General features: G+C 70.7%; 10 protein-coding genes. 4 read left to right on the top strand and 6 right to left on the bottom strand.

Annotated features, from left to right (window positions below):
• Nucleotides 1–88: 88 nt before the first annotated feature.
• From R2J75_RS17535 to R2J75_RS17550, 4 genes are all read right to left on the bottom strand, one after another.
• Complete coding sequence (locus R2J75_RS17535; RefSeq protein WP_316410711.1) at nt 89–1645, bottom strand: hybrid sensor histidine kinase/response regulator; 1557 nt, start codon at nt 1643–1645, stop codon at nt 89–91.
• Nucleotides 1642–2073 carry a response regulator gene (locus R2J75_RS17540; RefSeq protein ID WP_243329054.1) on the bottom strand — a complete coding sequence of 144 codons (432 nt, stop codon included), beginning with the start codon at nt 2071–2073 and terminating at the stop codon, nt 1642–1644. Before R2J75_RS17540 ends, R2J75_RS17535 begins: the two co-directional genes overlap by 4 nt.
• Before the next feature lie 7 nt (nt 2074–2080).
• A complete protein-coding gene (locus R2J75_RS17545; RefSeq protein ID WP_243329053.1) occupies nt 2081–4066 on the bottom strand; it encodes a PAS domain-containing sensor histidine kinase in 1986 nt (661 codons plus the stop codon).
• 70 nt (nt 4067–4136) lie between these two features.
• The gene (locus R2J75_RS17550) at nt 4137–4856 is read right to left on the bottom strand and encodes a response regulator transcription factor (RefSeq protein WP_243329052.1); all 720 of its coding nucleotides are present in this window, start codon (nt 4854–4856) and stop codon (nt 4137–4139) included.
• Between the two features lie 59 nt (nt 4857–4915).
• Between R2J75_RS17550 and R2J75_RS17555 the strand changes: the two genes are divergently transcribed.
• Nucleotides 4916–5878 carry a glycosyltransferase gene (locus tag R2J75_RS17555; RefSeq protein WP_243329051.1) on the top strand — a complete coding sequence of 321 codons (963 nt, stop codon included), beginning with the start codon at nt 4916–4918 and terminating at the stop codon, nt 5876–5878.
• Nucleotides 5879–5917: 39 nt separating this feature from the next.
• Nucleotides 5918–7141 (top strand): response regulator, encoded by a 1224-nt coding sequence (locus R2J75_RS17560; RefSeq protein ID WP_243329050.1) that lies wholly within the window; start codon nt 5918–5920, stop codon nt 7139–7141.
• A 13-nt stretch (nt 7142–7154) separates the two neighbouring features.
• On the opposite strand, the gene R2J75_RS17565 is transcribed toward R2J75_RS17560, so the two are convergent.
• Nucleotides 7155–8183 carry an Mrp/NBP35 family ATP-binding protein gene (locus tag R2J75_RS17565; RefSeq protein WP_243329049.1) on the bottom strand — a complete coding sequence of 343 codons (1029 nt, stop codon included), beginning with the start codon at nt 8181–8183 and terminating at the stop codon, nt 7155–7157.
• Between the two features lie 59 nt (nt 8184–8242).
• Nucleotides 8243–10378 carry a polyphosphate kinase 1 gene (gene ppk1, locus R2J75_RS17570; RefSeq protein WP_243329048.1) on the bottom strand — a complete coding sequence of 712 codons (2136 nt, stop codon included), beginning with the start codon at nt 10376–10378 and terminating at the stop codon, nt 8243–8245.
• Between the two features lie 197 nt (nt 10379–10575).
• Between ppk1 and R2J75_RS17575 the strand changes: the two genes are divergently transcribed.
• Entirely contained in the window at nt 10576–11208 is a 633-nt protein-coding gene (locus tag R2J75_RS17575) for a 50S ribosomal protein L25 (protein ID WP_243329047.1), read from the top strand.
• Between the two features lie 4 nt (nt 11209–11212).
• Nucleotides 11213–11776 (top strand): aminoacyl-tRNA hydrolase, encoded by a 564-nt coding sequence (gene pth / locus R2J75_RS17580; protein WP_243329046.1) that lies wholly within the window; start codon nt 11213–11215, stop codon nt 11774–11776.
• Nucleotides 11777–11787: the final 11 nt, after the last annotated feature.

Raw genomic sequence — 11787 nt, forward strand, 5'->3', positions numbered from 1 at the left:
CCCGCCCCCCTCCCGCCGGACCGCCCCGCGCCGCGGGGCCGATGGACGGAGCAGGGGTGGCGGCCCCCGCCGGAAGGTTCCGGAGGCGTCAGGGCACGTACCGCTTGACGGTCTCCTGCAGCGTCCGAAGGGAGAAGGGCTTTTTCAGGAAGGCGAGGAAGCCCCCGTCCTGGGCCGCCCGGGCCCCCGCGGCCTCGGAAAAGCCGCTGCACAGCACGGCCTGGGCCCCCGGGTCCAGTTCGCGGATGAGGCGGAAGGCGTCGGGGCCATTCATGCGGGGCATGGTGGCGTCCATGAGGATGAGCCCCACCTGGGCGCCGTAGAGGCGCCAGGCCTCCACGGCCTCCGCGCCGTCCCGGGCCTGGATCAGGTCGTAGCCCAGGATGTCCCGCAGGTATTCGGCCAGGGTCTCCTGCAGATCCTCGTCGTCGTCCACCAGGAGCAGCGCCTTCCGGCCCGCATGGGCGTCCGTGTCCGCCGGCGCCGGGCCGGGGTCGGCCGCGCGGGCCTGCGGCAGGAGCGCCCGCACCCAGGTCCCGCCCCCCGGGGCGGTGGCGATCCAGAGGCCCGCCCCGTGGGCCTTCAGGATGCCCAGGGCCGCCGACAGGCCGAGGCCCCGGCCCGGCCGGTGGGTGGAGAAGAACGGGTCGAAGGCCCGGTCCAGGACGTCCGGCGTCATGCCCCCCCCTTGGTCCCGCACGGAGAGGGCAACCATCGGCGCCTCGGTGTCGGGCCGGTGGATCCATTGGCCCCCTTGCAGGTCAGCTGGTACGACGTGGGCGAGGGCGACCTCGATGGGGGCGCCGCCGGGGCCCTGGGCCTCCCGGGCATTGGCCACGAGGCCCGCCAGGACCTCCCGGAGCTGGCTCGCATCCCCCTCCACGGGCGGCAGGGGACCCGGTTCCACCAGGTGGACGGCGGCGGCGCCGGGGAAGGCGATCTGCCCATCCAGCACCTCCCGGACCAGGGCCGCGGCGTCCAGGGCCTCGGTGTGGAGGAACCCCTTGCCGGTGAAGTCGAGCATGCGGCGCGCCAGGACCGCGGCCTTGGCGAGCACCCGAAGGGCGCGGCCCGCGGCCGCCCGGGTGGATTCCGGCGGCTGGTCCGGGTCGGCGGCCAGTTCCAGGTTGCCCTGGATGGCCTGGAACAGGTTGTTGAAATCGTGGGCGATGCCCTCGGCCATGCGGCCCAGGCTCTCCATCTTCCGGGCATGGCGCAGCTGCTCGTCGGCCGCCCGCAATTGGGTCTGGGCCTCCGCCAGCCTCCGCTCCGTGTGGACCGCCAGGAGGGCCCGTTCCACCGCGCCGGGCAGGGCCTCCAGGAAGTGGGCATCCTTGACCAGGTAGTCCCGGGCCCCCTGCTTCATCATCTCCACGGCCGTGCGTTCATCCCCCGAACCGGTGGTGACGAGGAAGGGCGGCATCGCCGTCCGCGCCAGGAGCTGGCGGGCGTTCATGTCCGGCAGGGAGAAGTCCAGGAGGACGAGGTCGGGGGTGTGCGCCGCCAGGAGGTCCAGGGCGGCGGCCCCCGTGGCCGCGTGCAGGAAGCCCCAGCCCCGGGCGGTCATCTCCTCGCGGATGAGTTCCGCCAGCCCGAGGTCGTCCTCGACGGCGAGGATCAGCGCGCCTTCCGGTCCGGCGCTCATGGCTCGGCCACCTGGATCACGGGCAGGAACCGGCCCAGGCGCAGGAGGGCCTCGGAGAACGCCTCGAAGCTCCGGGGCTTGGTGAGGTAGAGGTTGCACCCGGCCCCGTAGCAGAGGGCCACTTCCGCCGGATCGTCGGTGGTGGTCAGCATGATCACGGGCGTGGTCCGCGTGGCGGGGTCCGCCTTGAGGCGCCGGAGCACCTCAATGCCGTCGACCCGGGGCATGTTGATGTCGAGAAGGAGGATGCACCGCTCCCCCCGCCCCGGCCCCTGGAACCAGTCCAGCGCCTCCTGGCCGTCCCGGAACCGGAGGATGGGGTTCGCCAGCCCCGCCTCCTCCAGGTGCTCCCGGATCAGGACGGCATGGCCCTCGTCGTCCTCGGCGATGAGGACGGTGACGGTCTCGAACGGCAGGGGGGGCTGCATGGCGACCTCAGGTGGCGGCCCGGGGGAGTTCCAGGCGGAACCGGCATCCCGGGCCTTCGGTGGGCTCCAGGAGGACCCGGCCGCCATTGCGCTCGGCCATCCTCCGCACGAGGGTCAGCCCGAGGCCGTCGCCCTGGACGGGGCCCTGGGGGTCCAGGCGCTGGAAGATCTCCCACACCCGGGCGCGGTGCTCGGCGGGGATGCCGAGGCCGTTGTCCTCGACGGTGTACGCGCAGGCCTCCGGCAGGACCTCGCCGCGCACCGAGATCCGCAGCGGCCGCTCCCGGTCGCGGTACTTCACCGCGTTGTCCAGCAGGTTCGACAGGATCTGCGCCGTCTGGACCGGGTCCGCCTTGCAGGGAGGGAGCTCGCCGATCTCCAGGGTGCCGCCCGCGGACTCGAGCTGGTAGGCCAGGGCGGCGGCGCAGGCGCGGGCCACCGCGTCCATGTCCAGGACCTCCGCGCGCAGCACCATCCGGCCCGCGCGGGAGAGGGTGAGGAGGCCGTTGATGATGGCGTCCATCCTGGCCCCGGAGGCCCGGATGAATTCCAGGGACCCGGGCATGCGCTCCTGCAGGTGCGGGGCGGCCGCGGCCCGGAAGGCCGCGAGGTCCGGGCCGGCCTCCTGGAGGCGCCGCAGCTCGTCCAGGGACCGGGCCAGGCGCTGGCTGAAGCCCTGGATGTTCACGAGGGGGGACCGGAGATCGTGGGAGGCGACGTAGAGGAGGGTCTCGAGCTCCTTGTTCTTCTGCTCCAGCTCGGCGACGAGGCGCTCCCGGTCCTGCTCGGCCCGCTTGGCCACGGAGATGTCCGTGGCCAGGATCGCCAGGGCCGTCGGGACCCCCTGGGCGTCCACCACCGAGGCCAGCGAGATCCGCGTGGGCAGGATGGCGCCGCCGGCGGTGCGCAGGCCCAGCTCGAAGGTCTCGCCCGCGACCCGGCGCTGGAGGTAGGCCTTCTCCAGGAGAATGGCGCGGTCGGATTCGAAGATGAATTCGCCGTAGTGGCGCCCGACCAGGTCCCCGGGGCGGTAGCCGCCCATCTCCGCGAGGCGGGTGTTGCAGAAGGTGAAGCGCCCCTCCAGGTCCACGAGCCCCAGCCCCTCGCTGAGGGCCTCGACGACCACCCGGTGCCGCTCCTCGGAGGCCTTGAGCGCGAGGGCGGCCTCCCGGCCCTCGGTGACGTCGTCCAGGAGGCAGAGCAGGAGCCGCTCGCCCCGGCTTTCGAAGGGAACCAGGTGGGCCACCGCCCAGAAGGTCCGGCCGAAGGCGGACCGGTACCGGCCCTCCAGGTGCTGGTCGGCGGCCCCGGCCAGGGCGGCCTCGGCGGCGTCCCGGAGGCCGCTCTCCCGCCAGGCGGGGTCCCGCCGGAAGTTCTGGCCCAGCAGGTCCTCCTCCCCCGCGCCGAGGATCCGGCACAGGGCAGCGTTGACGAGCACGCACGCACCATCGGCCGCCCGGTACAGGCCGATGCCCGTGGGCGAGGAGGAGATCAGCTTCTGGTTCAGCGCCAGGACCTCGGTGAGGTCGAGCTGGGCCTCCACCCGGCCCGTCACGTCCTCCATGAACCACAGGGTGCCCTCCTCCGGGCGGCCCGACACCGCGGGCGCGCAGGTGAGGTGGGCCCAGAACGGGCTGCCGTCCACCCGGCGAAGCCGGACGTCCTCCTGGAAGGGCTGGCCCTCGGCCAGGGTCTGGCGCACCCGCCGGAGGAACAGCTCGAAGGCGGCGTCGTCCAGCAGGAAGGCGCGGATGTGGGCACCCTCCAGGATGCCGGGATGGGCGCCGAGGATGGTCCCCGCCGCGGGGTTGGCCCGCACCAGGGTCCGGTCGACCACGACCAGGACGCCCAGGGGCGCCTCCTGCAGTTCCTGGGACCAGGCCGGGACCGCCTGGGGGGCCGGCCGGCCACGGCGCGGCCGCGCCAGGGCGGCGCCCGCGGCCCCCCCCACGAGGAGGGCGGCGATGGCGGCGAACAGGCTCCCGGCCTCCATCAGAGGGCCGTCCGTGGCGCGGGGGCGTCGGCCAGGACCCGGGGGAGGGGGGGGACCATGGGCCTCGGGCCTAGTCTTCGCCCTTGCGGGGCGTGCCTTCCGGATCGAAGAGGTAGCCGACGCTCCGGACGGTGTGGACCCAGCGGGGGATGTGGGCGTCCTTCTCCATGGCCCGGCGGATGCGGACGATGAAATTGTCAACGGTGCGCGTGGTGGGGTAGGCCTCCTCGCCCCAGACCTTGTCCAGGATCTCGGCCCGGCTCACGACCTGGCCGGGCTGCTCCATGAGGAGCTTCAGGATCATGCACTCCTTGACCCCCAGCACGAAGGGCCCGTGGGGCCCCTCCCCGCAGAAGTTCTCGAAGTCCACCCAGTGGGAGCCGAAGCGCTGGCGGCCGCTGAGGCTGCGGTTGCGGTACCAGTCCTCCCGGCGGAGGATGGCGCGGATGCGCAGGAGCAGTTCCGTGACCTGGAAGGGCTTGCCGAGGTAGTCGTCGCCGCCCGTCTCGAAGCCGCGGACGCGGTCGTCCTCGGTGTTCTTGGCGGTCAGGAAGAGGATGGGCGTGTAGTTCTTGGCATCGCGGACCTCCTTGCAGACGGTGAAACCGTCCATGCCCGGCAGCATCACGTCCAGCAGGACGAGGTCGTACTGGCCCGTCAGGATCTGCTTCAGGGCCTCGTCGCCGCGCGTCACCCAGACGCAGGGAAGGCCCTCCAGCTCGAGGTTGAGCTTGATGCCCTCCGCGAGGCTCAGCTCGTCTTCAACCAGAAGGATCTTGGGTTCGTTCATGGGCGGGCTCCTGCAAGTCCCTCGGCGTTACGGGTAGAATGGCCTTATCGGAGTCCCGGATGGTTCCCTACCTCAGCATCGTCATCCCCATTTATAACGAAGAAGCCAATATTGGCAACCTCTGGGCCAGGCTCTCCAAGGTCCTCAGGGAGAACTTCGTCGGGGAGGACCGGGAGTGGGAGGTCGTCTTCACCGACGACGGGAGCCGGGACGCCTCCCTGGACATGCTCATCGCCATCGCCCGCGACGAGCCCCGGGTGACCGTGGTGGAGTTCAACCGCAACTACGGCCAGCATTCCGCCATCTTCGGCGCCTTCTCCGTCGTGCGGGGCAAGGTCGTCGTGACCATGGACGCCGACCTCCAGAACCCCCCCGAGGAGATCCCCAAGCTGGTCGCCAAGATCGAGGAGGGCTTCGACGTCGTCGGCGGCTGGCGCCAGGGCCGGACCGACAACGACAGCCTCTTCCGCACCCTCCCCAGCAAGCTCGTGAACGCCGTCACCCGGAAGACCACCGGCGTCCGGCTCCACGACTACGGCTGCATGCTCCGGGCCTACCGGCGCGAGATCGTGGACGCGATGCTGCTCTGCAAGGAGCGCAGCAGCTTCATTCCCGCCCTGGCCAACAGCTTCGCCAAGCGCATCGCCGAGGTGCCCGTGGCCCACGCGGAACGGGCGGCCGGCGATTCCAAGTACGGCCTCTGGAAGCTCGTCAACCTCCAGTTCGACCTGCTCACCAGCTTCTCCCTCCTGCCCCTCCAGATGCTCAGCGTCCTCGGCCTGCTGGTCTCGCTCCTGGGCATCGGCTTCGGCGTCTTCCTCCTCGCCTACCGGATCCTCCACCCCGAGGGCACGGTGCAGGGCGTGTTCACCCTGTTCGCCGTGCTCTTCTTCTTCGTCGGGGCCCAGTTCCTCGCCTTCGGGCTCCTGGGCGAGTACATCGGCCGGATCTACCAGGAAGTGCGGGACCGGCCCCGCTATGTGGTCAAGACCCTGCACCGCCAGGACGGCGACGCGTCCTGACCTCCCCCGGGGGCCAGCGGCCTTTCAAGGAGGCGAACCATGGACGACCGGAGGCGGATCCTCTTCGTGGAGGACGACGCATTCCTGCTTGAGGCCCTCCGGGAGGCCATGGCCGACATGGCCGGAACCTGGGACATGGCCTTCGTCGGCACCGCCGAGGCCGCCCTCGAGGCCCTGGCCGGAGGCCCCTTCGACGCCGTCGTCGCCGACCTCTACCTGCCCGGGATGCAGGGCGCCCAGTTCCTGCAGCGGGTCCAGGTCCGGCACCCGTCCACCGTGCGCTTCGTCCTGTCCGCCAGCGGCGACCGGGAACTGGCGATGGAGGTCGTGGACCGGGCCCATCAGTTCCTGCGCAAGCCCTGCGATCCGGAGCTCCTGAAATCCGCCCTCCGGCGCACCTTCGCCCTGGGCGCCGGCGTGCGCAGCGACCACGTCCGGGAGCTGGTGACCCGGGTCGGCCGTCTGCCCAGCGTACCGACCCTCTACCAGGAGATCACCCGCCTCCTGGAATCCGAGCGGGCCACGGTGGAGAACCTGGGCACCGCCATCGGCAAGGACATGGCCATGACGGCCATGACCCTCAAGCTGGCCAACTCCGCCTTCTTCAGCCTTCGCCACGCCGTGGGCACCCCGGCCGAGGCCATCTCCATCCTCGGCGTGGACCTCCTCCGGTCCCTGGTGCTCGCCCACGGCCTGTTCACCCAGACGGGCGCCTTCCGCCTCCCCCACTTCGGCCTCGGCCACCTCTGGCGCCACAGCGTCACCGTGGCGGCCCTCACCCGGCAGATCGCGGCGGAGGAGGGCGTGACCCGCGCCCGGTGCGCCGACTATTTCACGGCCGGCCTGCTCCACGACGTGGGCATCCTGGTCCTGGCCTCCCGGTTCCCCGAAGCCTACGCCCGCGTGCTGGACACCGCCCGCCAGGACGGCGTGGACCTGGAGGCCGCCGAATTCCATGTGCTGGGCGCGACCCACGGGGAGGTCGGCGCCTTCCTCCTGGGCCTCTGGGGCCTGCCCCCCGCGATCGTGGACGCCGCGGGGTTCCACCACGAGATCTGCGGCCAGACCTCGGCGGCCTTCACCCCCGCCCTGGCCGTCCACGCCGCCAACGCCATCCTCGCCGAGGACCCGGAACACGAGGTGTTCGCCACGGCCCGCCTGGACGAGAACCACCTGCGCAGCCTCGGCTACACCCACCGCATCCCGGCCTGGCGCGCCTGCGCCGCGGACGGGGCGGTGGGGCTGATGGATCTCATCTCGTAGCGCCGGTTCTTCGCTACTTCCCAGCCAGCCTCGCGGCCATGGCCATGAAGACCTCGGTCTGGGGGCTGTCCGGGTGGCCGGCCACGAGGGGGGTGCCCTCATCCCCGCCCTGGCGGATGGCCAGGTCGATGGGGATCTCGCCCAGGAAGGGGAGGCCCATGCGCTCGGCGGCGGCCTTCACGCCCCCGTGCCCGAAGATCTGGGTCTCCTGGCGGCAGCCGGGGCAGATGAAGCTGCTCATGTTCTCCACGACGCCGACGATGGGCACCTTGACGGTGTTGAAGAGGCCGATGGCCTTGCGGGCGTCGAGGAAGGCCACGTCCTGGGGGGTGCTGACGATGACGGCCCCGTCCACCTTGGCGTTCTGGATGAGCGAGATCTGGGTGTCGCCGGTGCCCGGGGGCAGGTCGATGAACAGGAAGTCGAGGTCGCCCCAGAGGACGTCGCCCAGGAACTGGGTGAGGGCCTTGTTGAGCATGGGGCCGCGCCACACGACGGGGCGGTCCTCGTCGATGAGGAAGGCGATGGACATGAGCTTCAGGCCGAACTTCTCGACGGGAATGATCTTCCCGTCGGGGGTGGCGTCGGGCCCCTCCTTGATGCCGAACATCATGCCCATGCTCGGGCCGTGGATGTCCGCGTCCAGGAGGCCCACCTTGTAGCCCTGGGCGGCCATGGCCACGGCCAGGTTGGAGCTCACGGTGCTCTTGCCGACGCCGCCCTTGCCGGAGGCGATCACGAAGCACTTCTTCACGGTGGTCAGCAGGTTCTTGAAGTCGGCCTGGGGGGTGCGCTCCCATTCCACCTGGACGCCCACGCGCTCCACGCCGTCGATGGCCCCCACGGCCTTGGCCAGGGCCTCCCGGATGGCGTCGGCGCGGTCCTGGTAGGCGTCGAGGAGCTGGAGGTGCAGGGTGACCGTCCCCTCCTCCACGTCGATGGCCTTCACCGCCTTGAGGGACACCAGGGTGGCGTTCACCCCGGGCACCTGCCAGGCGTTCAGGACATCATAGATGGCGGCGCGACTGATTCTCGATCCCATTGGACGGTCTCCAGCCTTATAGACTGCCACGGAAAGGCCTTGCTGCCCAGGTTCGGCGCTCAGATGTCCGCGTCCAGGGCATCCGGGAGCTTCTGGGTGATCGCCCGGACCCCGCTCTGGAGGAGGGCGTGCTCGTAGCTGCGGTACTGGCTCCGGAGAACCGGCCAGGCCGGATCGAGGCCCCGGCGCGCCACCGATCCGTCCGGGGCCAGGACCCGCCCCTTGATCGTGTCGTGGAGCTGGAGCTCCAGCATCTCCAGGACCTGCTCGGCCACGATGGGGTCCACCAGGGGAAAGGCGATCTCCACCCGGTTGTCCAGGTTGCGCTGCATCAGATCCCCGGAGGCGAGGAGGGTCTCGGGGTCGCCGCCGTTGGCGAAGTGGTAGACGCGCGCGTGCTCCAGGTAGCGGTCGATGATGCTCACGGCCCGGATGTTCTCCGACAGGCCCGGCACCCCGGGGCGCAGGCAGCACGTGCCGCGGACCAGGAGGTCGATCTGCACCCCGTCCTGGGAGGCCTCGTAGAGGCGCTGGATCATGGGCGGGTCCACCAGGGCGTTCATCTTGAGGATCATGCGGGCGGGCCTGCCCGCCTTGGCGTGCTCCCGCTCGCGCTCGATGCGGGCGTAGAGGCCCGGCCGGAAGTGCTGGGGGGCCAGGATGAGCTGGTGGAGGGCGGGCGGCCGGGTGTAGCCGGTGAGCACGTTGAAGGTGTTGGAGAGGTCCTCCCCGAATTCGCGCCGGGCCGTGAAGAGGCCCAGGTCCGAGTAGAGGCGGCTCGTGCGCTCGTTGTAGTTGCCGGTGGACAGGTGGCAGTAGCGGCGGATCCCCTCGGGCTCCTGGCGGATCACGAGGCAGGCCTTGCCGTGGGTCTTGTACTGCAGCATGCCGTAGACCACGTGGACCCCGGCCTTCTCCAGGCGCCGGGCCCAGGCGATGTTGCCCTCCTCGTCGAACCGGGCCCGCAGCTCCACGATGGCCGCGACCTGCTTCCCCCGTTCCGCGGCGCGCTCAAGGGCGGCGGCGATGGGGCTGGAGGTGCTGATGCGGTAGAGGGTCATCTTGATGGCCAGCACCTTGGGATCGTCCGCGGCCTCCCGCACGAACCGCACGACGCTGTCGTCGAAGCTCTGGTAGGGGTGCATGAGCAGGATGTCGTGCTTCGCGATCGCCTCGAACACGCTGCCGGCCGCCTCCAGCTGGGGCACCGGCAGCGGCGGCATGGGCGCGTCCTTGAGGTGCGGGAGGTCCAGCTGGGCGTACAGCTGGAAGAGGTCCGAGAAGGCCGCGAAGCCCTCGCTCGGGTAGAGGTCCTCCGGACTCAGCTCCAGCTCCTCGATGAGCATCTCCAGCAGGTTCGGGCTGAGGCCCTGCTCGTACTGGAGGCGCACGACGGCGCCCCGGCGCCGGCTGCGGAGGTGCTCCTCCACCGTCTTCATCAGGTCCTCGTTCGGGTCCTCCTCCACCGGCAGGTCCGAGTCCCGCGTCACCCTCAGGGCGTGGCAGTTGCGGATCCGGTAGCCGCGGAAGACCTGGTCCAGGTGCATGCGCACCACGTCCTCCAGCATCAGGAACACGTGCCGGCCCGGCTCCGAGGGCAGCCGCAGGAACCGCGCCGAGACGGGGGTCGGGATCGGGATGACCGCGAGCTCCGAGACGGGGAAGGCGTCCTCCCCGGAGAGCGTCTCGGCCTCCAGCTCCGCCATGAGCACGAGCATGCGGTTGTTGAGGCGGGGGAAGGGGTGCCCCGTGTCCACCGCCAGCGGGGTCACCAGGGGCAGCAGGTTGTTCTCGAAGTAGGCCCGGACGAAGTCCGCCTGGGCCGGGTCCAGCTCCGAAGGCTTCAGGATGGAGATGCCCTCCCGGCCCAGCCGGGGCTTGATCACCCCGTGGAAGAGCTCGTGCTGGCGCCGGGCCAGGTCGTGGATGCGCCGCGACACCTCCTCCAGGACCTGCCGGGGGGTGCGCCCGTCGGCGGTGGGCTGGGTGATGCCCGCGTCGATCTGCCGCCAGATGCCGGCCACTCGAACCATGAAAAACTCATCCCAGTTGCTGGAGACGATGGCGAGGAACTTCACCCGCTCCAGGAGGGGCAGGGTCGGATCCTCGGCCTCTTCCAGCACGCGCTCATTGAAGGCCAGCCAGCTCAGTTCCCGGTTGAGGATGTGCTCGGGACGGGGCGCGGATCGGCTCATGGTGGGATTATCTCAAGGCCCGTCAACGAAACCTTGTAAATTCCGGGTCAAATCTGCCGCCGTCCCGCCGGCCCGCGCGACAAAAGCCGTGGATTTGCACTTATTTTCCGGGTATTCTGGGCGTTCGTCTCGAAACGCCCCGCCCGGGGCATCCCACCAACGAGAGGGCCGGAAGGACCGGCCAGGTAGGAGGAACCATGAGCCAGGAAATCATCACCGTCGCGCTTCGCCAGGACACCGGCAAGTCCGCCAGCCGCAAGCTGCGCAAGGAGGGGATGATCCCCGCCGTCATCTACGGCCTGAACGAGGCCCCCGTCGCCATCACCATCAGCCCGAAGGTGATCGCCCGCGTCATCGCCAGCGAGAGCGGCATGAACTCCCTGCTGCACCTCCAGCGCGAGGGCACGGAGATCAAGCGCCACGTCATCATCAAGGACGTCCAGCGCGATCCCGTCACCCGCCGCCTGACCCACGTCGACCTGATGCGCGTCGATCCCGACCACAAGGTCCGCGTGAAGGTGCCCGTGGTCCTCAAGGGCCTGGCCATCGGCGTCAAGGAAGGCGGCATCATGGACTTCACCCACCGCGAGATCGAAGTCGAGTGCCTGCCCAGCTTCATCCCCGCCCACATCGACGTCAACGTCGAGAAGATGAAGGTCGGCGACGCCATCCGCCTGGACCAGCTGAACCTGGACAGCCACCTCACCGTGCTGGGCGACGCCCACAACGTGATCTGCTCCGTGGTCGGCAAGCAGGCCGAGGAAGAGGCCGCTGCCGCCGAGGCCGCCCCGGCCGAGGCCCCCGCCGCCCCCGCCAAGGCCAAGAAGTAGGCCCTTGCCCGTCCTCGTTCCCCTGGGCAATCCGGGCGCGGAATACGCCGCCACCCGGCACAACCTCGGGCGCATCATGCTCCAGCGCTGGATGGAGGACCACTGCCCCAACCCCGCAGTGGTCCACCAGTTCAGCGCTGGAACGCTGTACCGCCTGAAGCATCCCTTCCTGGCCCTCGTCCCGGGCACCTACATGAACCACAGCGGCCAGGTCTGCGCCGAGGCGGTGAAGGCGGGCTTCGGCCCGGAGCGCATGGTGGTCCTCTACGACGACAAGGACCTGCCCCTGGGCGAGGGCCGCTTCCGGCTCACGGGCAGCGACGGGGGCCACAACGGGCTCCGGTCCGTGATGGAGCACCTGGGCACCCCGGACGTGGCCCGGCTGCGCCTGGGCATCGGCCCCTTCACCCGGCCCCTGGTCGAGTTCGTGCTGGGGGAGTGGACGGACGCGGAATGGGCGCGCCTGGACGCCATGGACGCGCCCTTCGCCGCCTTCATGGACCAGCTGGCCCGGGCCGGCTCCCCCGCCGAGCTGGCGGGGAAGGCCGGCTTCCGGCCCCCGGCCTGATCGAATCCCCG

Source organism: Mesoterricola sediminis, assembly GCF_030295425.1.
Taxonomy (GTDB): domain Bacteria; phylum Acidobacteriota; class Holophagae; order Holophagales; family Holophagaceae; genus Mesoterricola; species Mesoterricola sediminis.